A 25,112-nucleotide genomic window follows, 5' to 3' on the forward strand; every position below is an offset into this window, starting at 1 on the left:
AACTGTAATTGATCCAGAAATAATAACCAGCAAAAAGCCAGAACATTGTTCTGGCTTTTTGCTTATTTAAAAATGATATCGGGTATTATTCTCTACCAGGCAGCTTTTTCCAAGTTACCGTATCTCTAACATAGTGCGGCTGCGCATCGGCTGCTTGTACAGTGTTACCTTTTTCAAACTCAACTTCTGCAATTTTTAGCATATATGCTGCATCAGGTAAGGTTATTTCTGAGATGACATCTAAATTTAAATCGCCCGCTTGCTCAGCATAAGGTTCCCACGCGCTTCCTACCGCAGTTAAGCTTTTAATCGACTCAGGTAAATGAGTTGGCGCACACACCACTTCATTTTCATCAATGCTTAATTCAGCGAGCCCATTTTCAGATTTACGATAATGTGCGAAATAAATCTCACCCATTCTTGCATCGATACCCGTAACGACAGACTCAACTTGTTTTTCGTCAATGGCTTGCTGTGCCATTGCCTGTAATGTTGAGACACCCACTAGCGGTAAATTTGCACCGTATGCCAGACCCTGTGCGATTGCGACACTAATACGAACACCGGTAAAACTACCTGGTCCGCGACCAAATACAATGCCATCTAAATCTTGTAACTTACAGCCTGTTTTGTCTAATAACTCAGAAACTAAAGGCAACACTTTTTGGCTATGTTGCTGAGGACAAACTTCAAAATGTTTAACTGTTTGACCATTAAATTGAATGGCAATAATAAGCGCTTCAGTAGAAGCGTCTAACGCTAAAAGGTTATAAGTCATATTATTCTATGTTCTCTAAAAACTGTAATGCGCTTTGAAAATCTCTTGTGCGGCGCATATTAGGTAAGCTTTGTAAAAATGTCTGCCCATATTTTCGCGTAACTAAGCGGTTATCGCAAATGACAAGTACACCTTTATCACTGTGATCTCGAATTAAGCGACCGACACCTTGTTTAAGGTTAATGATTGCTTGGGGTAATTGAATGTCTTCAAAAGGCTCACCACCGGTTAATTCACAATCTTTCATTCTAGCTTGTAATAATGGATCGTCAGGTGATGTAAAAGGCAATTTATCAATTAACACACAACTAAGTGCATCGCCTCGAACATCAACTCCTTCCCAAAAAGAAGCTGTGCCCATTAATACCGCGTTGCCGTGGCGAATGAACTGTTCAAGGATGATCCGCTTGGACGATTGACCCTGCATAAACACAGGATATTCAGTAGCAGTACTTAGCCCCTCGTAAACTAAGTGCATAACTCGGTAACTGGTGAAAAGTAAAAATGTACGCCCTTTTGCCGCTTTTATAAGCTCTTTAGCTAGTTTTACTAAGCTATGTGGCATCATATCATCGCTGGTTTCGGGCAAATATCTAGGCATACATAAAACCGCTTGATTTTCATAATCGAACGGACTTTCGACCAATAATTGATGCTTAGGTTTTAAGCCCAAGCTCTTATTAAAATGATCTAACGAGTCGTTTACCGATAAAGTCGCTGACGCAAAAGTAAAGCTTGCTTGTGTTCGCTCTATTATTTCTTTGAATTTATTTGCGACGTTTAGAGGTGTGATATTGATTGTTAAGAAACGTCGCGTTGTCTCGTACCAATAGCTGTAACCCGTTTGTGTTGTGTCAAATGCGCGCTCTAATTGGTTTTTGAACTGTAAGACCTTTTCAAATGGGTGTTCAATTTTATCGCTTCTATCAAGGCAAAGTTTTAAGACTTTATACAAGAAATCTAAATCTGAAATGACACGGTGCAGCGCATCACAAATGGTTTTGCTGGTTAATGATTCTCGCCAATCTCCCCGTGAACTCTCACCTGCAAAAGCGAGTCGAAGATCGGCAACTGCCGTTTCTAACTTATTGAGTGTATTGCCCAATTGCAACATGTCTGGAATATCAGAGCGGTAGATTAAACGCAGATCGTTGATCAAGGCCACTAGCTGCTTGGTGCTTATGCTGTCACCAAAATAATCACTGGCAATTTCTGGTATTTGGTGTGCTTCATCAAAAATATAATTGTCAGCGTCCGGCATAAGCTCTGCAAAGCCTGAATCTTTCACCGCCATATCAGCAAAAAATAAGTGATGATTGATCACCACAATATCTGCTTCCATCGCTTTAATACGCGCTTTTCTTATATAGCATTCAGCGTAATCAGGACACTCCTTGCCTAAACAGTTATCCGCCGTTGAGTTTACATAAGGTAGCACCTTGGCATCTTCTTCAATACCAACACAATCTGCTAAATCACCCGTATTAGTTTGAGAGGCAAACTTTGCAACCATGGCAAGTTGGTGCATCACATCAGGGTCGTCGGTAGGAACGTGGGCTACATGCTGCTCAAGCCGATAGGTACACAGGTAATTTGCACGCCCTTTTAACAGAGCAACTTTTCTACCCTTATTCAATATTTTAGCAAGTTGTGGCAAGTCTCGATGATAGAGCTGTTCTTGTAGCGCTTTAGAGCCAGTGGTTATGATCGATTTTTTATCACTGAGTAACACAGGAATTAAATACGCGAATGTTTTACCGGTACCTGTTCCTGCCTCGACTACACACTGAGTTTTATTTTCTATTGCGGCATGCACCATCTCAGCCATATCAATTTGAGGCTGTCTTGGTTTATATCCAGGAATATTTAAAGCTAATGGACCTGATTCTGAAAAAAGCGATTTAATTTGCAAGAAGTGACTACAGCAGTGTTTTTTGCAATTGTACGGTTTAGTGTTTAGATGAGCAACCGAGTGTTTGAAAACATGGTTAATATGTTACGCCCATACATCTAAATGCTTACCGTCATCCTCGTCGTTTTCAGTTTGTTTTTGCTTTTTGTTGGGTGATTGCTCGCTGAGTTTTCTTTTGGCGTCTTCTTTTTTGGCCTTATCGAGTTTTACTTTTTCAACTTTGTTATCTATGACACCTGCCACATAAAAAGTCGGCTTATGCGAAACTTCAAGCCTAATTATGTTATTTAACAAGGGCTTAAACACATCCATCATATCCTCCTACAAGCTTGTACCTACTTCTTATTATCGACAGTTATAATTTATACTTTAAAAAATTCAAAATTTTAGTTGCACTCAATCTGTAAAATATGTTCTTCTAATTACGTTATCAAAATTGATTAAGAGAATTTACATGTTTATTACACTGACAACTATTCATCATCACCATCATACACCCGAATAGCCTGTCAGGTATTTCGCTGGTGGGTTATTCCTAAAAGGAACCTCCCGGCGACTCAACTCAGAATTTATATCGCCCCGAGGTTCCCTCGGGGTTTTTCGTTTTAGAACAAAGGATATAAATAATGAGTACTAACAACCGTTTAAGAATCGCAATTCAAAAATCAGGCAGACTTTCAAAAGACTGCCAAGAACTTCTCAAGCAACTAGGTGTTAAATTAAACCTGCGTGAACAACGCCTAATTGCACACTCAACAAACATGCCAATCGACGTTTTACGTGTGCGCGATGATGATATTCCTGGTCTTGTTATGGACGGCGTATGTGACTTAGGTATTGTTGGCGAAAACGTACTTGAAGAAACACAAGCTGAGCGTCAGAGTCTTAACCAATATGCTGAAGTACTAAAACTGTCTAAGTTAGATTTTGGTTACTGCCGCCTTGCACTGGCATGGCCACAGGAACTTGGTCCACAAGATAAGTCTTGGTTTGAAGGCAAGCGTATTGCAACAACTTACCCTGAAATCCTAAAAGGCTACTTAAAGCGTGAAGGTATCAATGCAAGTGCGGTGATGCTAACTGGCTCTGTAGAAGTCGCACCGCGTGCAGGCCTTGCCGATGCAATTTGTGACCTTGTTTCAACTGGTGCAACACTTGAAGCAAATGGCTTAATGCAAGGTGATACCATCCTTGAATCAAATGCATGCCTTATTCAAAATCCAAAACTAAACGATGAAGATAAGCTGGCACTAATCAATAAATTAATGCCGCGCTTAAAAGGTGTTAAGCAAGCCAAAGAAAGCAAGTACATCATGCTACACGCGCCTAAAGCAAAATTAACCGAAGTGTGTGAACTACTGCCAGGTACTGGTCAACCTACCCTACTATCACTTGCTGGCTCTGACGATTATGTGGCGCTACACATGGTTAGCAGCGAAACACTATTCTGGGAAACCATGGAAGAGCTAAAAGCACTTGGTGCAAACTCTATTCTCGTTATGCCAATTGAAAAAATGATGGAGTAACGACTGTGTTTAAGTGGAATGAGGGTTCTCAATCAGCACAGGCTGCAATTTTAGAAAGACCTGCAGTTACAGCCAGTGAGTCGATTGAGAAACAAACACAAGCGATTATTAATGATGTCATTGCAAACGGTGACAACGCATTACTTGAGTTTGCTAAAAAGTTCGACAAACGTGAACAACCTCGTTTACGTGTGCCGAGCGAAGAAATAGCGCAAAGTGAAGACTTGCTTGAACCGTCTTTAAAGCAAGCCATTGATTTAGCTTATAGCAACATCAAAGCGTTTCACCAACAGCAACAACCGGTGTCTAAAAAGATTGAAACCGCACCTGGCGTTGTGTGTGAATTAAAATTTGAAGCCATCGATGCTATCGGTCTTTATGTACCTGGTGGCAGTGCGCCACTGCCTTCTTCTGTTTTAATGCAAGGCGTGTGTGCACAGCTTTCTGGCGCAACAACTGTGGTTTTAGCAACGCCGGTAAATGGTAATGAGCGCATCCACCCTGCCATTTTATATGCAGCTAAACTTTGCGGGATCACCACTATCATCGAAAGTGGTGGCGCAGGTGTTATCGCTGCTATGGCCTATGGCACTGAGTCAGTCCCTAAGGTAAACAAAGTATTCGGCCCTGGTAATAGTTATGTGACCATGGCAAAACAACTGCTTAGCCAGTCTGTTCCTGGGTTTGCGATTGATATGCCAGCAGGTCCTTCTGAGGTTATGGTCATTGCAGATGAGCGCGCAAACCCGGCTTTTATCGCTGCTGATTTACTCTCCCAAGCAGAGCACGGTCGAGACTCTCAAGTGCTGCTTGTATGTAATAGTGAAGAAATCATTGCCCTAACACAAAAGCAAATTGAACTTCAGCTTGAAACCTTATCTCGTGCAGATATCGCACGTGCTGCGCTAGATAACAGTGCCTTGATATTAGTCGATGACATGGCACAGGCGTTTGACGTTTCGGCCAAATATGGTCCAGAGCACCTTATTCTACAAATTGACCAAGCCGACCAATATGTCGGGTTAGTTAAAAATGCAGGCTCAGTGTTTGTTGGTGATTACACGCCTGAGTCTGCGGGGGACTATGCCTCTGGCACAAATCACGTATTACCAACTTATGGCTACAGTAAAGTCTACTCAAGTCTTAATTTAATGGACTTCTATAGAACATATACTGTGCAAAGTATTACCCCTTTGGGTTTAGTGAATTTAAGCAAAGCGATTTTGCCGCTTGCTGATGCAGAAGGATTAGACGCACACGCCAATGCCGTTAAAGTGCGTTTGGAGAATTTGTAAATGAGTGATGTGATCACCACGCTGTTACCAAAGAACATCAATGAGCTAAAAGCGTATAGCTCAGCTAAAAGCATGAAGCTATCGGGCTCAACTTGGTTAAATGCCAATGAAAGCCCGTATGCTAAAACTTTTGACGTAAGTCTAGATAACTTGAATCGTTATCCTGATCCACAACCGCAAACAGTGATTGATGCATACGCTGATTATGCAGGCGTAAGCGAAGAAAACGTATTAATGACGCGCGGTGCTGACGAAGGAATAGAGCTTTTAGTGAGAACATTCTGCGAGCCAGGTAAAGATTCAATCAGCATTTTTGCACCAACTTACGGCATGTATAAAGTCACGGCTGATACACACAATGTCGCATTGAATGTATTGAGCCAAGAGCAACTCATCAATGACGATAAAACCACAATTAGCGAAGCGTGTGCGCAATCAAAACTGGTCTTTATTTGTAATCCAAATAATCCAACCGGCGCAATTTTACCTGTTGAGAAAATTGCTGAAATTGCGGATCAGTTATCTGGTAAGGCCATTGTTGTAGTAGACGAAGCCTATATTGAATTTTGTGAAGAATATTCTTCTGTCAGTCTGTTACAAGACTTCAAAAATGTCGTCGTTTTGAGAACTCTTTCTAAAGCGTTTGCCTTAGCGGGTTTAAGAACGGGCTTCATGCTTTCTAACAGCGAATTATTGAATGTTGTCAGAAAGGTCATCGCACCTTACCCAGTGTCGACTGTGGTGGCTGCGATTGCAGCCCAAGCATTAACTAAAGACGCCATCACCCAAGTAAAACGCCAAGTGCAAATTTTAAACGCAGCGAAAGCCGAGCTTTCATTGGCACTTAAGGACAACAAGCAAGTAATCGCTGTATTAGACAGCTATGCAAACTTTGTCACTGTCCGTTTAAAAGACAAAGCTGCCATTGATGTTGCCATGCAATCTGGTTTGATAATGCGCCCATTTGTATTATTCGAACAAGATGATTGGATCAGAATCTCAATCGGCACAGAGCAAGAATTACAACAAGTCACCGACTGGCTGAATGGCCTCTAAGTAGTAAGGAATAAAAATGAGTCAACCATATCTATTTATCGACCGAGACGGCACATTAATTGATGAGCCAATCACGGATAAACAAGTCGACAGCCTTGAAAAGCTGGTACTACTGCCAAATGTAATTCCTGCGCTATTACAACTTCAAGCCGCAGGTTACCGTTTAGTCATGGTATCTAACCAAGATGGCTTAGGCACTGATAGCTTTCCAACCGCTGACTTTGATATTGCACAAGACAAGATGATGGAAATTTTTTCATCACAAGGGATCAAGTTTGATGACGTTTTGATCTGCCCACACTTCGATGAAGATAACTGTAATTGTCGAAAACCGAAAACGGGATTACTTACAGAATTAATGCGCTCAGGAAAAGTCGACCTTGCTAAATCTTATGTCATTGGCGACCGTCAAACTGATTTAGGCCTTGCTGATAACCTATGTATTCAAGGTATTCTTTATGAAGGTGATTGGCCACAAATTGTTACTCAATTAACCACTCTGAATCGTGAAGCGTCTGTAACTCGCAACACCAAAGAAACACAAATTGATGTTGCGGTTAATCTTGACCGGGGCGTAAGCGGAGAAATTTCTACTGGTTTAGGCTTTTTTGATCACATGTTGGATCAAATAAGAACCCACGCCAATATCTACCTTAATATTAAAGCCTCTGGCGACTTACACATAGACGAGCACCACTTAGTTGAAGACATCGGTATCGCACTTGGCCAAGTTGTCAAACAAGCCCTTGGTACAAAAACGCAAATTAACCGTTATGGTTTTGCGCTGCCAATGGATGAATGCAAAGCTGAATGTCAGATTGATTTATCGGGCCGCGCATCATTTGTACTTAATGCTGATTTCTCTCGTGAAAAAGTCGGGGACTTAGATGTACAAATGGTTGAGCACTTCTTTAAATCATTCTCTGATAATGCAGCTGTAAGTTTGATCTTGTCTGTATCAGAGGGTAATTGTCACCACCAAGTAGAGGGGTTATTTAAAGCTTTCTCAAGAGCATTACGTGTGGCAATCCAAAAAGATGCTAGTCAATTAACTGCAAGTTCTAAGGGGTGTTTATGATAGCCATTATAAACACTGGCTGTGCCAATATTAACTCTGTGCGTTTTGCATTTGACCGATTAGGCGCTAACCCAGAAATTATTACAGCTCCTGAACAACTAGCACAATTTGACAGAGCTATACTTCCTGGTGTTGGCCACGCGTCTGTTGCCATGAAACGTTTGCTTGATAATGGTTGGCAACAAGCCATAGATGAATATCAAAAGCCATTAATGGGCATATGTTTAGGTATGCAGCTTTTGTGTGAGAAAACCTCTGAAGGTGATGTTGACTGCTTAAACAAAATTCCGGGCGCTGTAACTGAGCTCGAAGTTGGCAATTTAACTGCACCACACATGGGCTGGAATAATTTGGGAATTGAAAAACCTCACGCACTTACGCAAGGACTCACAGCAAATGATCAGGTGTACTTTGTACATAGCTTTGCACACAGTGTAAACGACTATACCTTGGCATCTGGCGAATATGGCCAAACCTTTTCTGCCATCGTCTGTAAAGACAACTACGCAGGTATGCAATTTCACCCTGAAAAAAGTGCACAAGTCGGCGCTAAGCTTTTAACAAACTTTTTAAATTGGAATGTATAGGCAGAGGTAAACATGATAATTCCAGCTTTAGATGTACTACAAAATCAAATTGTTCGCCTCTACCAAGGTAAATACGACACAGCCCAGTTCTATCCATTTGAACTAGGTGAACGTCTGCTTGCCTATCAGAACTCAGGCGCAGAAAAATTACATTTAGTAGATTTAGAAGGTGCGCGTGATCCGCAAAAGAAACAGTGGCAACAAATTCAAGCAGCAACAAAAGCATTAAACGTCCCTTACCAGGTCGGTGGCGGCGTGCGCAGCTATGAAGATGTAAAACAATGGATTGAAGCTGGCGCGGCTCAAGTTGTTATTGGTTCAATGGCAGTAGATCAACAAACGCAAGTTGCAGAGTGGATCAAAGAGTTTGGCCCTGAGAAATTTGTCATTGCACTTGATGTGAACAAAACCCAATCTGGTTGGGCACCAGCAACACACGGTTGGTTAAGCGATGCCGACAAAGACCTATTCACCCTACTCGACTTTTATGTGGAGTTAGGTGTTGTTGATTTTTTATGCACGGACATCAGCAAAGACGGCACTATGACAGGTCCCTCTTTTGCCCTATATGAAGAAATCGTTTCACATAATAACAATATAAAAGTACAAGCCTCTGGTGGGGTAAGTTCATTAGACGACATTAAACGACTCGCTGAAATCGGTGTCGGCGGTGTCATTTTAGGTAAATCACTCCTTGATGGTGCTTTTACAGTTGAGGAGGCACTTGCATGTTATCAAAACGCATAATTCCTTGCCTTGATGTAAAAAATGGTCAAGTAGTAAAAGGCGTCAAATTTAAAGGTCACGAAGTTGTCGGTGACATTCTCGAACTCGCCGAGCTTTACAGTAAGGCCGGCGCTGATGAGCTGGTGTTCTATGAAATTTCTGCCAGTGTAGAAAAACGCTTATTAGATGTCACTTGGGTAGAGCAAATCGCCCGTCACATAGATATTCCGTTTTGTGTCGCTGGTGGCATCAAGTCTGTTGCAGATGCCGCTAAAGTGCTTGAAAGTGGTGCCGATAAAATCAGTATCAATAGTCCTGCAATTCATAGACCTGAGCTCATTAAAGAATTGCACGATGAGTTTGGTAAACAGTGTGTTGTCGTGGGTATCGACAGTTTTTATGACGCAGAAACAGATCAATATCTTGTTTATCAGCTCACAGGCGATCCAAATGCGTCTTCAAGAACCCGTTATAAAACACAAGAATGGGTTAAACGTGTGCAAGATTTAGGCGCTGGTGAAATTGTTTTAAACTGCATGAACCAAGACGGTGTGCGTAAAGGCTACGACAATAAGCAATTATCTGAAATTAGAGCAATTTGTGACGTGCCGCTTATCGCATCTGGCGGTGCAGGTACCATGCAAGACTTCGTTGATGTATTTGAGCAAAGCCAAGTTGACGGTGCTCTTGCAGCAAGCGTATTCCACAAAAACGTCATAGACATAAACGAACTTAAACAATACCTAACAAACAATGGGGTCGCAGCGAGATTATGCAACTAACCAAAGAGAACTTATCAAAACTTGATTTTAAAAAGTCCGATATGCTGCCTGCGATCATTCAAGATGCAGCAACCGGACAGATTCTAATGCAGGGCTTTATGGATCAAGCGGCCATTGAAATGACCTTTGAAAAAGGTCTAGTCACCTTTTATTCTCGTTCCAAACAACGCTTGTGGACCAAAGGCGAAACTTCAGAAAACTATTTAGAGCTAGTGTCTGCTCACACTGACTGTGACTTCGACTCTATATTAGTGCTTGCCAACCCGAAAGGCCCAACCTGTCACTTAGGTACAACAAGTTGCTTTGGTGATGCAAAACCTGACTTAGCTTTTTTAGCTCAGCTTGAGAATGTTATTGTTGAACGTAAAGATGCAGATCCAGCATCAAGTTATACAGCATCATTGTTTGCAAAAGACTTGAGCCGTAGTTGTCAAAAAGTGGGCGAAGAAGGTGTAGAAGTCGCACTAGCCGCCATGAAAAAAGACAATGAAGAACTGCTTAATGAGTCAGCTGACTTGCTTTATCACCTTACCGTTTTATTGCAACGTAGCGAGTTAAACTTAAAGGATGTGATTGATACACTTGAACAGCGCCATAAGTAATTAGCCTGAACTCTGGTTAATTAATTCATCGAAAAATATAAAGCCCAAGTTATTAATAAATAACTTGGGCTTTTTTATTACTAAAATGGAAGATTAGATTGCATTTGGATGTTCTACACCCGTCCATGCTTTATATAATTTAGCCTGACGTTCAGTCGGGGCCTTAACTGCTTTCACCTTTTTAGGTTTATCAAAGTCAGATGTAAGCTTTACTTTTGTCGTCATAAGTTGATGACGTCTAATAAAGCTTACAGTAACTTCTTGCTCTGGCTCAAACAAAGCCAGCGTCTCTTTTAATGACTTACGTACTTGACGTCCATCTAAAGCAACTAACTTATCTCCGGCTGTTAAACCACCTTGCCATGCAGAACTTTCTCTCGCTACATGATTTAAAATAAGTAGCTCGCCATTAGACTTTGCCATCACATCCAAACCAGCTACGGCTTTGCTATTGTCTGGGCGTGTATATTCTAAACCAACAGTTGCAAGCAGCGCATCAAAGTCAATGCTGAGCGGTGATTCAACATTCTCTTTCCACCAAGTTGAATAATCACGACCAGAAATTTGCTTTAAAATATTCTGAACATCTTGGCTAGTAAAGCTTTTTGGTAATTTAAACTGTTTATATAGCTCTGAATGCACATCTCTGTAACTTACTTTACCTTCACTCTTATCTAGTAAGTCAATATCTAGTGCTAGTGACACTAATGACCCTTCAGAGTAAATATTGGTGCTGAAATTACGACCATGGTCACCACCTGCGTTGATCCACTTATCAAAACTGGTTTCAGCAGCTGACTGCACTTCTCTACCTGGCGTTTTTAAATGACGCGAAATGGTTTTATTAAGATCTTTATAAAACTCTTCATTGCTTGTTATGCCTGCGCTTAGCAGTAAATAGTTTTCTAAATAACTGGTTGAACCTTCAGACAACCACAACAAATCCGAATAATTGGGGGCAATGTAATCGTATGGCACTAAGCCTGCTGGACGGTAGTTTTTTACATTCCACGTATGGATAAATTCGTGCGCAGCCGTTGCAATGAAACCAATATAATCTTCACGCTTGGCAAACGAGTCTCTATGCCTTTGGATTATGGTCGAATTTAAATGCTCAGTCGCACCACGTGCTCCGCTGGTCGCATGTACCATAAATACATAACGATCGTACGGGTAGTCATGCCAAATTAAACTGCCTGTCTTAACGAGCTTTTTAAGATCAGAAAGCATTAATTCAACATCGTAATTACCCTCGCCCCAAATAACGAGTTCATATTTACGACCATCTACTTCAAATTTATATAAGTCGTTAATACCTGTTTCGATAGGAGAATCTAATAAGACATCGTAGTTATCCGCTTTAAAACTATGCTTGTCATCCGCAAAATCCATCCCTGAGACCGAACGCCACCCTTTTGGTACATCTAGGTCTACAGTTACTGACTCTTGTCTAAATGAATCACTGAACATAAAAAAGCCTGATGCATCAATAAATGCGTGGCTATCATCAATATGGCGAGAGCGCATGCCTAATTGATTCGCATAGACTTGGTATGAAATGTTGACTTCTGTTGGCTCATTTAAATGTACGCGCCATGTATTTTTATCAATCTTTTTCCATTGAAGATCTTCACCCTTTTCACTTTTTGCATCAAAAAAACGAATACCATTGGCAAGGTCTAAGATTTCATAACGACCCGTTCGCCAATCTGGAAGATGCACATCTAAATGCGCTTGAGCTGTTTTCGGAAAAGTAACTTTAACATCACCAAGGTGATGTGCTGGTTCATCAATTGATAATTTGTATTCCACATCTGCAAATGCAGGAAGAGCTGCAAAAGCAGCAAGAAGAGAGAGTGTAATTTTATTCATACTGGTATTTGTAATATTCACAGAAAAGTATAAGAAAAGACTAACAAACTCCCCTAATAAAGTTTAATAAAAGAGATAAACTACATATCATCAGGCTTGTTGTGATATGTAACAAACAAATTACCTTCAAAAATGAGATAATTGTTGTAAACTTAGAGTGTTAATGAATTTATAGATGGCAAAATTTGTGACCAATAAAGATGCGCTAATAGAAAAAAAACTAAAACAAGCAGTTAAAGCACGAGCTGAGCTCGAGAATGCGCATAAAGATCAAATACAGACTCTAAGTAATTTTGCGGCGAAGCTCGCAGTGAGTAGCAAAGGTCAAGATGTTGCTCTAGATAATCTTTTGGCTAAATTTAGACAAGCGCTTAGTAAAGGCGTGAGCTTTGATGATTTAGCTCCTCTTATTAATACCATTACTCAATCCCTTAAAAATCAAGAATCTGTCAACGCTGAAAATCATCAAAAGCTTTCAAACAGTATTTCTGACGCGGGTAGACAACTGCAAAAGCTTAAAGGTATCCCAGATGATACTCGCCGAAAACTTCGCAACTTATTAGATCACGAATTGACTGAAGTAAATGTAAGTTATGAATTTTTGCCTGTTTTTGAGAAGCTCATTGGTATTTATCAAAAAGTGTTAGCTGTCAAAACAAGCTCTGACGCTTCAGCAAAAACAGCAACAATGCAAAAGCCTGAACTGGCCAGTGAGTTATTAACTTTAGCCAATGAAATTACATTCGAAGACGATGTATCAAAAGAAGTCATCGATATTAAAACGACACTATCTCAGTCTGCAGAAGTGGATGTGTTACTTGATTGCGCGATTGCTATCATAGAGATAATTGCCAACAGCATTGCTAGAGAACGTCAATCAGCTCAAGGCTTTTTAGTCTCACTTAATCAGACATTAGAAGAGCTTCATGCATCTATTCTTAGTACGACCAATTCGACTAAGCATATGAGTGCCGAGCTTTCAGGTCTCAATAAACAAATTGAGACTAAGATCAAACTTTTAAATGAACAAACGCAAAAAGCGACATCTATTTCCGATTTAAAAGAACTGGTTGACGGTGAATTAAAGCTTTTGAGAAAAGACTTAGTCAAACGAGAAGAATTAGAACAAAAGGATAAAGCGGATTTACTCGCCAGTTTTGAGCAAATTAATTCTCGCATCAATGTTTTAGAGACTAAAGTTAATACTTATAAGAAAAGACTTTCTGAACAGCAATTTAAAAGCTTGCTAGACGGCTTAACAAAGCTACCAAACCGCGCAGCGTTTGATGATAGATTTAATCAAGAGTTTCACATGTTCGAACAGCATGGGAATGAAACGACTTTGGTTGTTATAGATGTCGATTTCTTTAAATCTATCAACGATCAATATGGTCATAGTGCAGGCGATAAAACACTACAAGTAATCGCTAGAGCTTTAAAGAAAGCAATACGTAAATCTGATTTTATTGCCCGTTATGGTGGTGAAGAGTTTGTTTTATTAATGCCTGGTATGCCTTTAACTCATGCCAAAGCACCATTAGAAAAGATTAGGAATACCATTAAAGCAATTCCATTTAAGTTTAAAGATAAGCAAGTACAAATAACTGTGTCTTTAGGAGCGACGCAATTTAAAAAAGGTGATACACCTTTGGCAGCTTTTGATAGAGCTGATGATGCACTTTACGAAGCAAAAAACAGTGGTAGAGATCGCCTTTGCATTCGTAAATAACAAGGAGAATGCCTATGCAAGTCCAACTAAATCCAACTGGCGTACTTAATTTACTTTCAAAGCTTGAAGTCGACCTTTTACAAGCCTCTTCGAGTACAGAAAGGTATAAACTTTTTAGAAACTGCGTATTAGCAGTATTAAACGTAGGTAGTCATACTGATTCTAGCAGTGAAATTTACGACAAATACCAAGATTTTGATGTAAAGCTCATCGCTAGAGAGCGCGGCATAAAAATTGAGTTAGACAATCCCCCCGAAACTGCCTTTGTAGATGGAAGAATAATCACAGGTATCCATGAACATATCTTTTCTGTGATCCGTGATTTGTTATTTATTTATCAACGCCACGAGCCAACTGAAGACGAGCAACAAATTACTCATATGGTCTTTGATATGCTCAGAAATGCCTCTGCGTTACCAGTTAATACAGACCCAAATATGATTGTTTGTTGGGGCGGCCATTCAATCAGTGAAATCGAGTATAAATACACAAAAGAGGTGGGATATGAACTAGGCTTACGCGGGCTAAATATTTGTACAGGCTGTGGACCTGGCGCTATGAAAGGCCCTATGAAAGGTGCAACCATTGGTCACGCAAAACAACGTATTACAAGTAATCGTTATTTAGGCCTAACTGAACCAAGTATTATCGCCGCAGAGCCCCCTAACCCCATCGTCAACGAGCTTGTAATATTACCCGATATCGAAAAACGTTTAGAAGCATTTGTCAGAACAGCGCATGGCATTATCATTTTCCCTGGTGGTGCGGGTACAGCTGAAGAGCTTCTATATTTATTAGGCATACTATTACACCCTGAAAATCAAAAACAATGCCTACCCGTTATTTTAACTGGTCCTGAATCCTCAGCTGATTATTTCAAAGAGATCTGCCAATTTGTCGAAGATACGCTCGGTGAAGAAGCTTTGAGTAAATTTGAAGTGATTGTCGGCGATCCACAAAAAGTGGCGGTCACCCTAAAGCAAGCTATGCCTAAGGTTAGGGAATATAGAAAGTCTCAGGGCGATGCTTATTACTTTAACTGGACGCTAAAAATTGAGCACCAGTTCCAAATGCCATTTGAGCCAACTCATGAAAACATGGCGAATTTGAACCTGTCTTTAGATCAGAATAAAGAGCTTCTGGCTGCTGATTTGCGTAGAGCATTTTCTGGGATTGTCGCAGGTAATGTTAAAGATGAAGGCATTAGAGAAATCAAAAAGCATGGCCCTTATCAGCTTCATGGTGAAAGCACATTAATGGAAAAAATGGACACCCTGTTACAAGCATTTGTAGAACAAGGTCGTATGAAATTACCTGGTAGTAAATATACGCCGTGTTATGTAGTGAATAAATGAGTAAAACCTTAGTACTAATCGATGCGCTGAACCTCGTTCGGCGCATTTTTGCAATTGAACCAAACCAAGAAGATATTACCGCTGTAAATAATACCGCTCAACGGGTTTCTTCAGCCGTTAATAAGTTATTAAATCTTACTTCAGCAACACATGCGATAGCTGTGTTCGATGGTGATGGAAGTTGGCGGTATCACTACTACGACAAATATAAAGTTACAAGAAAACCTATGCCTGAAATCTTGTCTAGCAACATGCAGATTATTGAAAAGGCATTTGAACAAACTGGCATACCCGTTTATAGACCAGATCACGATGAAGCTGACGATATCATTGCAACTCTTGCAACTAAGGCAGCTGCTGCAAACGTAAATGTAGTGATAGCCTCAACAGATAAAGGCTTTCTTCCTCACCTTAGCCTAAGCATTAGAATATACGATTATTTTAAAAAAACCTGGATTGATACACAGCAGGTAAGAGATAAATTCAAAGTCGAAAAACATCAACTTACTGAACTTTGGGCTATGGCAGGTGATAAAACAAACGATGTACCTGGTATAGCTGGGATTGGTTTAAAAACTGCACAAAGATTATTGAGCGAATGTGGTGATTTTGAAAATATTTTAGCTTACGAATCGCTAAAACCCGCTGAAAAGCAAAAGATCTACTCTGGTATAGACGATTTTATTACTAGCAAGAACTTGGTTTCATTAAGAACAGATATACATTTAGGGTTTAATCTACAAGATTTGAGAGTTACCCGTTAATTGTCTAAGAAAGTTTTAACTCGTGAAGACTTTGATATACTGACTTGGATTTAATTCTTGGACTAGTCATGATCAAAAAAGTACTGCAATACATTATTTTAGGCCTTGCTGTTTATGCAAGTATTGTCATGCTAGTGATCAATTTCTATAAAGATGACCCTCAAGCTATGATCTGGCAAGATAGAGAGGCATTCAATAACCGCTTTATTTCAAAACTTGATGAAACTGAAGTCATGCATTTGGAGGAAGTACTTGAAACACTTGGCAGTCCGGACTTGACCTATGTGTCTAAACAACAAAATGATGTTTTTCAAATAGTTTACTATAGAACACAACTTGTTAAATCTGATGGCATTACAACTCAAGACGAATGCACTGGTCTCTTATTTAAAAATGGTGTTTTGCTCGTTTGGGGTGATAATGCAACTCTTGAATATACAAAAATAAGTGGAGAATAATGCCACCGTGAAAGCATCTCCTACACAATTAAAAAAACTTTTCGAGCATTCACATCAAGTTCTAAGGCTTTATTACAACAAAGAAAAATGGCCTGTTATCTATCCAAGTATTACGCAACTGGCTGAAAGGTTTGTTCAGTGTTACAGTCAGCAACCTGGCGCATTACATGCTCACCTCCACTTTTACGCAAAACATCAAGGCTACACAACTAACCTAGTTGTAAATCAATGCATACTTGTTACTGCAATCTGTCACGCATTAAAGTTTAATAAAGAAATCACAGAATCATTGGTAATCGCGGCCATAGCTGACCAAATTTGCACATCAAATGAAACTAATAAGCTTGCTGCTGGGCAACACCTGACAGAGCAGGCTCAAAGGCTAGTTCAAAACCGACATGCTCTCGCTGTGAAAATGTTGAATAAAGGCAATGTGCCCACTGGACAAGTACAAAGAATACTCGCCCGTTTGGATAAATATGCCTCAGCCATTACGGGTATTAATGCAATACCTCTTTATGATAATCCAAGCATTATCGTTGCAATCGCGATGCGCATTGCCAAAGCGATTACACCTAGACCAAGAGTAAAAACATTTAGCCTTAATCAAGCGATAAAATCACTTTATTTAAGTTGTTATAACGAATTCGCACAAAATGCATTATGTGAATTAAGTGGACAACTTGTTGCCCACCCATCAGGGCTGTCAGTGTCTTATAAGAATGAGCAATGTATTGTTTTAGCAAAAAATGGCAATATTCATTATCTTGCGTTAATGATAGAGAATAAAGCCAGAAGGATCATCAGAACGTCTCAGCCCATCTTTGGTGAATATCGAAGTCAAATTATTAGTGATCCTATTCTACTTTATAAAATTTGGTTTAATGAACAGCTACCAGAAACTGAAGTTAAAGCTTTAGACGATAGTAAAAACCTTGAGTCTATTGCAAAACTCGGAAACACTAAATACCCTGACTTTAAACAACTCGAAAAAGTAGTCTCTAATTTTGAACACATAGAGCAAGCACTTCGCTCTGCAGCTAAGCAATATAATCGTCAAGGACAAAAAGCAGGGAGTTTGAGGCATAGTTTAACAATGGTAGGGTTAGATACTGCTGCTTTACTATGTCAGCGTGTATTACTAGAAACCATGATTGCAAATATTAGTCACCCATTTGTGTCTGATATTATTAATAAATACGCGCATATTAATAAAGTTATCACCTTATTAATAAGTAAAAAGCACAGTGAAAAATTTGAATTTTACCTCTGCCCTTTCGCCGCTTTTATTTACTTCTTACTTCATCAGCACCCTGAGAAAATGATGCGTTTTATTCAAATAGACAAGGATGAATTTTCGTGTAAACCGCTTTCAATTGCACAATTATTTGGGCTAAAGGATTACCAACATGATTCATTAATAGACTATGTGAGCAGTTACTTTTCTGAGTCATTTTCACATCGCGCACTGTTAAATACTGAAACAAAGACGAAAAGTCAGCTGAATGACGTCGACAAAGAATTTGTTGCTATTAAGTATTTGGCAATAACAACACTATTCGATATTGATTTAGGAACACCATGGCAAAAGCAAACCACAACAGATGTCCTTAAACACTTCGAGTGGGAAAATATTGAAGTGTTCAAAGTCGCTCTGCTAGACCTATCACCACATTGCGTCATTGAGTGATATTTATTCTATAAATATTATCAATGACAAACATAAACAGTGATTATGCCTATTTTTCATTACTTGCTGGCATAAGACTGCATAAATTGTTATAAAACGCGCTTAATTTTTCAAGCGAACACACACCTTCCTTCTTTGTTTACTACACTCTGTATTTAGTGCCCAAGTGGCTAGGTGTGAAAAATATATTGATAAAGGAAACCATAATGGCAAAGCAAACTATCACTGTGATCAAGGGCGATGGTATCGGTCCAAGCATTATTGATTCAGCAATTGAGATCTTAAACGCTGCAGGCTGTGATTTTGATTATGAATTTGTTGATGCAGGTTTAACTGCACTAGAAAAAACAGGTGAGCTTCTACCTAAAGAAACACTAGAAGTAATCGAAAAAAATAAGATCACTTTAAAAGGCCCATTAACTACACCTGTTGGTGAAGGTTTCACTTCAATCAATGTAACACTGCGTAAGCAATTTGGCTTATACGCGAACGTTCGCCCGGTAAAATCTTTTGCAGGCACAAAAGCCCGTTACGACGACATTGATATTATTACTATTCGTGAAAACACACAGGGCATGTACTCAGGTCTTGGTCAGGTTGTTTCTGAAGATGGTAATGAAGCAGAAGCAATGTCAAAAATCACACGTGATGGTGCAGAGAAAATTGTTACATTTGCATACGAATTAGCACGTCGCGAAGGTCGTAAAAAAGTAACCGCTGTTCACAAAGCGAATATCTTGAAATCAACTTCAGGTTTATTCCTTAAAGTTGCACGTGAAGTCGGTGAGCGTTACCCAGATATCGAATCAGCAGAAATGATTGTTGATGCGACGTGTATGAAACTTGTTATGACACCGGAAGAATTCGATGTCATCGTAACAACTAACTTATTTGGCGACATCTTATCAGACCTATGTGCTGGTTTAGTTGGTGGCCTTGGTATGGCACCTGGTGCAAACATTGGTGAAAATGCTGCTATTTTTGAAGCCGTTCACGGTAGTGCACCTGACATTGCAGGTAAAAACCTTGCAAACCCAACTTCAGTAATCTTAGCGTCAATCCAAATGCTTGAATACTTAGAAATGGGTGAAACAGCTGACCGTATCCGTAATGCAGTAGCTGATGTGATCAAAACAGGTGACAGAACTACGCGTGATTTAGGTGGAAGCCACGGTACAACAGATTTCACACAAGCCGTGATCGATCGCCTTTAATAAAGAATAAAACTACAATTTATTTTTGTTTATTAAATATAAGAGCTGCCAAAGGCAGCTCTTTGTTTATGATTAAAGCTTAAACCTGCGTAACAATAACAAGCCAGATAGCAATAGCACAAACATACTACCACCAGAGCTAGACTCTTCACTTTGATTGTCAGTAACTGTAACAGTTTTTGTTTCTGTCTTCGCTTTATTACTCTCTGTATCTATTAATGTTGCTGTGACAGTAAACTGTCCACTCGCAGAATAGGTATGTGATACACTATCACCATTTCTCTGATTACCATCACCAAAATCCCAGCTAACACTATAATTTCCTGTCCCGCCAGACAAAGCTGCTGAGGCAGATAACTGAAGTCCGTTCGTCGTCACAGAAGTTGTTATTTCAAGTGGAACAGCCAAAGTAATCTGCTTCGATTCAGAAACAGAATTATCATTACCATCTGTCACTGTCACTTTAACCGTGTAAGAGCCGCTCAATGAATAACTATGGGATATTTCATCACCATTTAAACTATTTCCATCCCCCATATCCCAGTCAATTCTATAGGGTTCAACTCCCCCATTAAACGACACCTTACCTTTAAGAAGACCATTTGCATGTGCTAGATCAACCTCTGCAACCTCTAAAGGTTTACTTAAGTTCACTTCAGTTTCGGCACGATTAACTTGACCATTTTCTTTACGTTGTGTGAATTTAACCGTGTATTTTTGATATTGTTCAAATTGAATAGTTGGGTTAAGAACTTCACTTGATTGACCGTCGGAAAATTCCCAAGTGAAGCTATCTGTCTCAGATAACAAAAAGCCATTTGCAAAAAAGCGCACTTGGTTATCGTTGATGATATAACTGATGTCTGTTTGTCCTTTTGTATAAGAAATTTGAACTTCAGCATTATCAAAAGATTCAGAGATATCCAAAAGCTCTATCTTTAAACCATATTTAGGAACCTGAACACCAGACTCTGGCTGTAACTTGAATGTATAATCTAAACTATCATCAAAAAAGCTTACTGACGAAAGGTCATTGTCTCCTAGTCCTGCTGATTGTGGCGTTAGTCGCATAGCAGCGTCGCGAACTTGTATCATTGAACTAGCAGCATCAGTACCATTAGACTTAAATATAGGTCTCTGATCTGTATCTATAATAAGTAAATCACCAAAGCCTTGATGTTCAGAAGTGTTATTATTTTCATAATTTTCATTAGAATACCAAAGCGTTAAGCCAGCAGAGTATTGGGCTTGCTGTAAACCCTTATCTAATCCTTGATGGCTTCTTAGTTGTAGGTAGTAAGCATGTTCATTGCCTGACTTATATCGGCCTATTTTTCGAAATCCGTTGAATTGGTTACTATTATTACTTTCAGCGTTGTCAGTTAGTATTATTTCTTGTGATGAGGAAATTGATATGTCGTCAAGCACTATGCCAAAGAAAGAAACTGCTGCATCAGTTTGATAAACAAAGGTAATGGTCACTTGTTGATTAGCATATGAAGAGAGATCATAAGTTAAATCAACAAATTCAGCATTTTGTACATTACTTGAGGCCGAGCTACCATCAAGATAATGCCTAACACTTGGGTAATTAGGATGAGTCGTTTTCGTTACATTACCAGCTAAAGGTTCCGAGTTCACATAAACCTGAAAAATATCGTAGTCAGATTCAATACTAAACTTACTCTTCATTTTTAGTGTTAACAGATCCGAGTCTGGTAATGACACCTGAAATGACATTTGGTTATTGAGATTATTACCATCGCCCGAGTAGTATTGAAATGAGCCAGAGCTTGGTACGATAAAGTCTTCTAGTAAAGGAGGTAAGGTAATTTTAATTTGATTTGTAAATTCGTTAAAAACACTTGCATGCGTTACATTATAACTTTCACTGCCATCAATTGAGGACAACTCAAGCGACTTTTGGTTAACCCAATTTCCTCCAAAACGATTTTGAAGATATTCTAAATTTTTAGGGCTGAACATGACTGGGGCTGACCCTCTGACTTCCCCCATCCAACTACCACTTGACATGACAGACCAATTAGCAACAGGTTCACCTATTTCTATGTCTTTTAAGTCGTATTCGTCTGGCAGACCTAAATCATGACCAAATTCATGTACAACCACACCAATCCCTGCATCAATTGGATTAATTGTATAATTATAGGCTTTTATAGATGAACCAGTTACATTCGCGGGCTGATTTGAGCTATTTGTCACAAAGAATCGGTGTGACCAAATCGCATCATCACCGAGAACACCGCCGCCAGCTTCTTGGCCAATGCTTGAGTGAAACAATAGAATATGGTCAATGATACCATCAGGCTCATTAATAACCCCATCGCCATCAATATCATTCAGATCAGTTTGATCGTACTCAGTAAGATCTACACCTTGGGCAACTAAAGCTTCAACAGCTTCTAAGACCAATTCAGCTACATTCTCATCTCGAATATCTCCACTTTGTCGACCATAATAAGCAGCCTCTTCCTTTACAGTAACCCAACCATAGACGTTGCCTGTTAAGTCAAAATTGTTTCCTGTGACATTTTGATAATATTGTCTGGCACTAGAAAAGTTTTCTTCGTTAGGTCCATTAAAGCCATCGACAGAGAAAAGTAAATCACGATAATGTTCGAATGGATAACTGTTATAAAACATATCTGTATCGCCTGATTCAAGTCTAGGGTCACTTGACCTCAAGTCTGGGAAATCTACAAGAATGCCTAAAATCTTTACTTTATGCAGCGTATCGGTGTTGTCACTTTGTACAAATTGTTTAAGGTGTTTACGGGTTTGTTTGACTCCTTTAAAAGGTATAGTTAACGAAGATGCTTTTGGCTTTCCGCTTTGTGAAATATAATTATTTAATAACTGTTTTTTTTCATATTCGCTTAAAGCACGTCCAAGTTTCTTTTCTTTCCAATAAACAACTCTTTCTTCATCCAATCGTAATAAATCAGGCATAGCATTGGCATGTATACTAAATAAAATGCCAAAGTTAATTAGAACAAAATACTTTAAATTCATATATTTCACCGATATTCGTTTATTAATTTGATACTATCACTACAAAGGGTACACGTCTGTACCAAGATAAAATCGCAGTAAAAATACTTTATTCATTCGATTATTAAAAATAGACCACAAGAACAACCAGATCATCACCAAAAATGAATTTATAGAAATTTTATGCAACTTTAGTGTGAATCGCCTTGACTTATGCATATAAAAAACCTTTAATGTTTTTGTTTAAATTTTAATAGTATTTTTATTTCAAGTTATGATTTCTAATTTAATTGTAAATGTCGTGCTCGTACTGGTCTTTTTAATAAGCTCAGCGGGGACGTATTAACTTGATTTACGATGAAACCCCGCAATTGCGGGGTTTTTTTTTGTTTAATTTTACGATTGCACCGAGGAATGAGGATGGTACAAACGCAATTTAACGGCTCAGAGTTAGTCGTAAAAGCTTTAAAAGCTTTAGAAGTAGAATATATATTTGGCTACCCTGGCGGGTCAGTACTGGATCTATATGATGCATTATTTCAACAAAGCGACATTGAGCATGTTTTAGTTAGGCACGAACAAGCTGCAACACATATGGCTGATGGCTATGCCAGGGCAACTGGTGAAGTCGGCGTCGTGCTTGCAACATCAGGCCCTGGTGCAACAAACTGTATTACTGGTATTGCAACTGCATACATGGATTCTATTCCAATGGTCGTACTATCAGGGCAAGTACCTTCAAATCTGATTGGTGATGATGCATTCCAAGAAACCGATATCGTTGGTTGTTCAAGACCAATTGTTAAGCATAGCTTCAACTGCAGAAGTGCAGAAGAGATCCCTACGGTTCTGGCCAAAGCTTTTTATCTCGCTAATTCTGGTCGCCCAGGTCCGGTGGTCGTTGAATTACCCAAAGACATTTTAAATCCGCAGTTAAAGTTCGAGTTTAAGATGCCTAATCAAATAGAAATGCGTACTTATAACCCTAGTGTTAAAGGTCACGGAAAACAGATAAAGAAAGCAGTTGAAGCTATCTTAAATGCAAAGCGTTTAGTTATCTATTCTGGCGGTGGCGTTGTTTTATCTGATACATCAGATAAATTGAAAGAGCTGGTTGAAACTCTGAACGCTCCAATCACAAATACCCTCATGGGATTAGGTGGAATTAGTGGCACTCACCCTAACTTTATCGGCATGCTTGGTATGCATGGCAGTGTCGAGGCGAACAAAGCGATGGCGAATGCAGATGTGATTTTAGCACTAGGTGCAAGATTTGATGATCGTGTAACAAATAACGTTAAAAAATTCTGCCCAAATGCGACCATTGTTCATGTCGACGTAGACCCTACTTCTATTTCTAAAACCATCAAAGCACATATTCCAGTAGTAGGATGCCTTGCGACAGTATTCGAGCAATTGTTAAGTGCAATTAACGCCAGTTCTGAGCGCATTGACCGTGCTGCACAAGAAGTTTGGTGGGAAGAAATTACAAAGTGGAGAGCACAAAAGTGTCTTGCTTATGAAACCAACCCTGAAGTGTTAAAACCTCAAACTGTCATCGAGAAAGTATACGAGATTACTAATGGCGATGCCTACGTGTGCTCTGATGTTGGCCAGCATCAGATGTTTGCAGCCCAGTACTACCCGTTTAAAAACCCGCGCCAATGGATTAACTCAGGTGGCCTTGGCACCATGGGCTTTGGCTTACCCGCTGCAATGGGGGTCAAAATGGCTTTTCCAGGAAGTGAGGTATTGTGCGTAACGGGTGATGGCTCTATTCAAATGAATATTCAAGAGCTATCAACATGTTTGCAATATGGCTTAGCAGTGAAAATTATTTCGTTGAATAACCGCTCCTTAGGCATGGTAAGACAATGGCAGGATATGCAATATGGTGGTCGCCATTCCAGCTCATACATGGAGTCTTTACCTGATTTTGTTGCGCTGGCAGAAAGTTATGGCCACATCGGCATTAAAGTCGATAGACCTGATCAACTTGATGAAGCACTTGAAAAAGCGTTCTCTATCAAAGATAGATTGGTATTTTTAGATATTCGTGTAGACGAAAAAGAACATGTTTATCCTATGCAAATAAAGCTGGGTGCAGTTGACGATATGTGGTTGAAAAAAGGAGTGAAAGCATAATGCGTAGAATCTTAAGTATCCTTTTAGAAAATGAGCCTGGCGCATTATCAAGAATTGTTGGCTTATTCTCACAGCGCGCCTATAACATTGACAGCTTAACGGTTGGGACTACTGACGACCAAACCTTGTCGCGTATTACAATTACCACCCATGGTGACGATAGAGTCGTCGAGCAAATAACCAAACAAGTGAATAAACTGGTAGATGTGCTGAAAGTACAGGACTTAACAGAAGTTCAGCATATTGAAAGAGAACTGTTACTTGTTAAAGTGTATGCCAGAGACGAAACCATGCGTGCCGCTGTTACGCGTATTGCTGATGTGTATCAAGGCGCCATTATCGACATGGGTAAACAAAGCTATACACTGCAACTGCTTAGTAGCTCTGAAAAAATTGAATCGTTTTTAGATATGCTAAGACATGAGAGCGATATTATAGAGTTAGTACGTTCTGGTGCGGTGGGGATCGGCCGCGGTGATAAGGCTTTAAGAGCCTAAATCAACAATAAAAAAAGGGGCTGAGGCCCCTTTT

21 protein-coding genes are annotated in these 25,112 nt (G+C 39.6%); 16 read left to right on the forward strand and 5 right to left on the reverse strand.

The genetic code is table 11. From position 1 onward, the window contains the following. Positions 1–85: 85 nt before the first annotated feature. The 3 genes from tsaB to AAEU28_RS10340 all read right to left on the reverse strand — a co-directional run bounded on the left by tsaB (position 86) and on the right by AAEU28_RS10340 (position 3,005). Positions 86–778: a tRNA (adenosine(37)-N6)-threonylcarbamoyltransferase complex dimerization subunit type 1 TsaB gene (gene tsaB / locus AAEU28_RS10330; protein ID WP_421964036.1), complete on the reverse strand. Its 693-nt coding sequence runs from the start codon at positions 776–778 to the stop codon at positions 86–88. A 1-nt stretch (position 779) separates the two neighbouring features. Next, positions 780–2,690 carry an ATP-dependent DNA helicase gene (locus AAEU28_RS10335; protein ID WP_404396833.1) on the reverse strand — a complete coding sequence of 637 codons (1,911 nt, stop codon included), beginning with the start codon at positions 2,688–2,690 and terminating at the stop codon, positions 780–782. 84 nt (positions 2,691–2,774) lie between these two features. Then, complete coding sequence (locus AAEU28_RS10340; RefSeq protein ID WP_421964037.1) at positions 2,775–3,005, reverse strand: hypothetical protein; 231 nt, start codon at positions 3,003–3,005, stop codon at positions 2,775–2,777. 311 nt (positions 3,006–3,316) lie between these two features. Between AAEU28_RS10340 and hisG the strand changes: the two genes are divergently transcribed. From hisG to hisIE, 8 genes are read left to right on the forward strand one after another with little or no spacing between them, the layout of a single operon-like run. Then, positions 3,317–4,216 carry an ATP phosphoribosyltransferase gene (gene hisG, locus AAEU28_RS10345; RefSeq protein WP_421964038.1) on the forward strand — a complete coding sequence of 300 codons (900 nt, stop codon included), beginning with the start codon at positions 3,317–3,319 and terminating at the stop codon, positions 4,214–4,216. A 5-nt stretch (positions 4,217–4,221) separates the two neighbouring features. After that, positions 4,222–5,511 (forward strand): histidinol dehydrogenase, encoded by a 1,290-nt coding sequence (gene hisD, locus AAEU28_RS10350; protein ID WP_421964039.1) that lies wholly within the window; start codon positions 4,222–4,224, stop codon positions 5,509–5,511. After that, positions 5,512–6,567: a histidinol-phosphate transaminase gene (hisC, locus tag AAEU28_RS10355; protein WP_421964040.1), complete on the forward strand. Its 1,056-nt coding sequence runs from the start codon at positions 5,512–5,514 to the stop codon at positions 6,565–6,567. A 16-nt stretch (positions 6,568–6,583) separates the two neighbouring features. Next, positions 6,584–7,645: a bifunctional histidinol-phosphatase/imidazoleglycerol-phosphate dehydratase HisB gene (hisB, locus tag AAEU28_RS10360; protein WP_421964041.1), complete on the forward strand. Its 1,062-nt coding sequence runs from the start codon at positions 6,584–6,586 to the stop codon at positions 7,643–7,645. After that, entirely contained in the window at positions 7,642–8,232 is a 591-nt protein-coding gene (hisH, locus tag AAEU28_RS10365; RefSeq protein ID WP_421964042.1) for an imidazole glycerol phosphate synthase subunit HisH, read from the forward strand. Before hisB ends, hisH begins: the two co-directional genes overlap by 4 nt. Before the next feature lie 12 nt (positions 8,233–8,244). Then, positions 8,245–8,979 carry a 1-(5-phosphoribosyl)-5-[(5-phosphoribosylamino)methylideneamino] imidazole-4-carboxamide isomerase gene (locus AAEU28_RS10370; protein ID WP_421964043.1) on the forward strand — a complete coding sequence of 245 codons (735 nt, stop codon included), beginning with the start codon at positions 8,245–8,247 and terminating at the stop codon, positions 8,977–8,979. Next, positions 8,961–9,740, forward strand: a complete 780-nt coding sequence (gene hisF, locus AAEU28_RS10375) for an imidazole glycerol phosphate synthase subunit HisF (RefSeq protein ID WP_138479413.1) — start codon at positions 8,961–8,963, stop codon at positions 9,738–9,740. Before AAEU28_RS10370 ends, hisF begins: the two co-directional genes overlap by 19 nt. After that, positions 9,731–10,342, forward strand: coding sequence for a bifunctional phosphoribosyl-AMP cyclohydrolase/phosphoribosyl-ATP diphosphatase HisIE (gene hisIE / locus AAEU28_RS10380; protein ID WP_421964044.1), 612 nt, complete (start codon positions 9,731–9,733; stop codon positions 10,340–10,342). Before hisF ends, hisIE begins: the two co-directional genes overlap by 10 nt. A 93-nt stretch (positions 10,343–10,435) precedes the next feature. On the opposite strand, the gene AAEU28_RS10385 is transcribed toward hisIE, so the two are convergent. Then, a complete protein-coding gene (locus AAEU28_RS10385; RefSeq protein ID WP_421964045.1) occupies positions 10,436–12,214 on the reverse strand; it encodes a M61 family metallopeptidase in 1,779 nt (592 codons plus the stop codon). Between the two features lie 187 nt (positions 12,215–12,401). Between AAEU28_RS10385 and AAEU28_RS10390 the strand changes: the two genes are divergently transcribed. From AAEU28_RS10390 to AAEU28_RS10415, 6 genes are all read left to right on the forward strand, one after another. Then, entirely contained in the window at positions 12,402–13,943 is a 1,542-nt protein-coding gene (locus AAEU28_RS10390) for a GGDEF domain-containing protein (protein WP_421964197.1), read from the forward strand. Between the two features lie 14 nt (positions 13,944–13,957). Next, positions 13,958–15,298, forward strand: a complete 1,341-nt coding sequence (ppnN, locus tag AAEU28_RS10395) for a nucleotide 5'-monophosphate nucleosidase PpnN (RefSeq protein WP_421964046.1) — start codon at positions 13,958–13,960, stop codon at positions 15,296–15,298. Continuing rightward, positions 15,295–16,062 (forward strand): flap endonuclease Xni, encoded by a 768-nt coding sequence (xni, locus tag AAEU28_RS10400; RefSeq protein WP_421964047.1) that lies wholly within the window; start codon positions 15,295–15,297, stop codon positions 16,060–16,062. Before ppnN ends, xni begins: the two co-directional genes overlap by 4 nt. Positions 16,063–16,130: 68 nt before the next feature. Further along, positions 16,131–16,520: a DUF3192 domain-containing protein gene (locus tag AAEU28_RS10405; protein WP_421964048.1), complete on the forward strand. Its 390-nt coding sequence runs from the start codon at positions 16,131–16,133 to the stop codon at positions 16,518–16,520. 7 nt (positions 16,521–16,527) lie between these two features. Further along, positions 16,528–18,210, forward strand: a complete 1,683-nt coding sequence (locus AAEU28_RS10410) for a hypothetical protein (protein ID WP_421964049.1) — start codon at positions 16,528–16,530, stop codon at positions 18,208–18,210. Positions 18,211–18,416: 206 nt separating this feature from the next. Further along, positions 18,417–19,424, forward strand: coding sequence for an isocitrate dehydrogenase (locus AAEU28_RS10415; protein WP_058032489.1), 1,008 nt, complete (start codon positions 18,417–18,419; stop codon positions 19,422–19,424). A gap of 72 nt (positions 19,425–19,496) precedes the next feature. Here AAEU28_RS10415 and AAEU28_RS10420 read toward each other — a convergent pair whose 3' ends face one another. Beyond that, entirely contained in the window at positions 19,497–22,457 is a 2,961-nt protein-coding gene (locus AAEU28_RS10420; protein WP_421964050.1) for an immune inhibitor A domain-containing protein, read from the reverse strand. Positions 22,458–22,856: 399 nt separating this feature from the next. On the opposite strand from AAEU28_RS10420, the gene AAEU28_RS10425 reads away from it, so the two are divergent. Further along, positions 22,857–24,581, forward strand: a complete 1,725-nt coding sequence (locus tag AAEU28_RS10425; RefSeq protein ID WP_421964051.1) for an acetolactate synthase 3 large subunit — start codon at positions 22,857–22,859, stop codon at positions 24,579–24,581. Continuing rightward, positions 24,581–25,078, forward strand: a complete 498-nt coding sequence (gene ilvN, locus AAEU28_RS10430; RefSeq protein WP_138479431.1) for an acetolactate synthase small subunit — start codon at positions 24,581–24,583, stop codon at positions 25,076–25,078. Before AAEU28_RS10425 ends, ilvN begins: the two co-directional genes overlap by 1 nt. Positions 25,079–25,112 lie beyond the last annotated feature (34 nt).

The sequence above is a fragment of the Pseudoalteromonas sp. SS15 genome (assembly GCF_049257195.1).
Classification (GTDB): Bacteria; Pseudomonadota; Gammaproteobacteria; order Enterobacterales; family Alteromonadaceae; genus Pseudoalteromonas.

Bases quoted from the DNA above. Each gene is read 5' to 3' on its own strand.
- AAEU28_RS10420 (WP_421964050.1), bottom strand. From the start codon at position 22,457: ATGAATTTAAAGTATTTTGTTCTAATTAACTTTGGCATTTTATTTAGT.
- ppnN (WP_421964046.1), top strand. From the start codon at position 13,958: ATGCAAGTCCAACTAAATCCAACTGGCGTACTTAATTTACTTTCAAAG.
- hisG (WP_421964038.1), top strand. From the start codon at position 3,317: ATGAGTACTAACAACCGTTTAAGAATCGCAATTCAAAAATCAGGCAGA.
- AAEU28_RS10405 (WP_421964048.1), top strand. From the start codon at position 16,131: ATGATCAAAAAAGTACTGCAATACATTATTTTAGGCCTTGCTGTTTAT.
- hisH (WP_421964042.1), top strand. From the start codon at position 7,642: ATGATAGCCATTATAAACACTGGCTGTGCCAATATTAACTCTGTGCGT.
- AAEU28_RS10385 (WP_421964045.1), bottom strand. From the start codon at position 12,214: ATGAATAAAATTACACTCTCTCTTCTTGCTGCTTTTGCAGCTCTTCCT.
- AAEU28_RS10340 (WP_421964037.1), bottom strand. From the start codon at position 3,005: ATGATGGATGTGTTTAAGCCCTTGTTAAATAACATAATTAGGCTTGAA.
- hisC (WP_421964040.1), top strand. From the start codon at position 5,512: ATGAGTGATGTGATCACCACGCTGTTACCAAAGAACATCAATGAGCTA.
- hisF (WP_138479413.1), top strand. From the start codon at position 8,961: ATGTTATCAAAACGCATAATTCCTTGCCTTGATGTAAAAAATGGTCAA.
- hisB (WP_421964041.1), top strand. From the start codon at position 6,584: ATGAGTCAACCATATCTATTTATCGACCGAGACGGCACATTAATTGAT.
- tsaB (WP_421964036.1), bottom strand. From the start codon at position 778: ATGACTTATAACCTTTTAGCGTTAGACGCTTCTACTGAAGCGCTTATT.
- AAEU28_RS10415 (WP_058032489.1), top strand. From the start codon at position 18,417: ATGGCAAAGCAAACTATCACTGTGATCAAGGGCGATGGTATCGGTCCA.
- AAEU28_RS10370 (WP_421964043.1), top strand. From the start codon at position 8,245: ATGATAATTCCAGCTTTAGATGTACTACAAAATCAAATTGTTCGCCTC.
- ilvN (WP_138479431.1), top strand. From the start codon at position 24,581: ATGCGTAGAATCTTAAGTATCCTTTTAGAAAATGAGCCTGGCGCATTA.
- xni (WP_421964047.1), top strand. From the start codon at position 15,295: ATGAGTAAAACCTTAGTACTAATCGATGCGCTGAACCTCGTTCGGCGC.
- AAEU28_RS10425 (WP_421964051.1), top strand. From the start codon at position 22,857: ATGGTACAAACGCAATTTAACGGCTCAGAGTTAGTCGTAAAAGCTTTA.
- hisIE (WP_421964044.1), top strand. From the start codon at position 9,731: ATGCAACTAACCAAAGAGAACTTATCAAAACTTGATTTTAAAAAGTCC.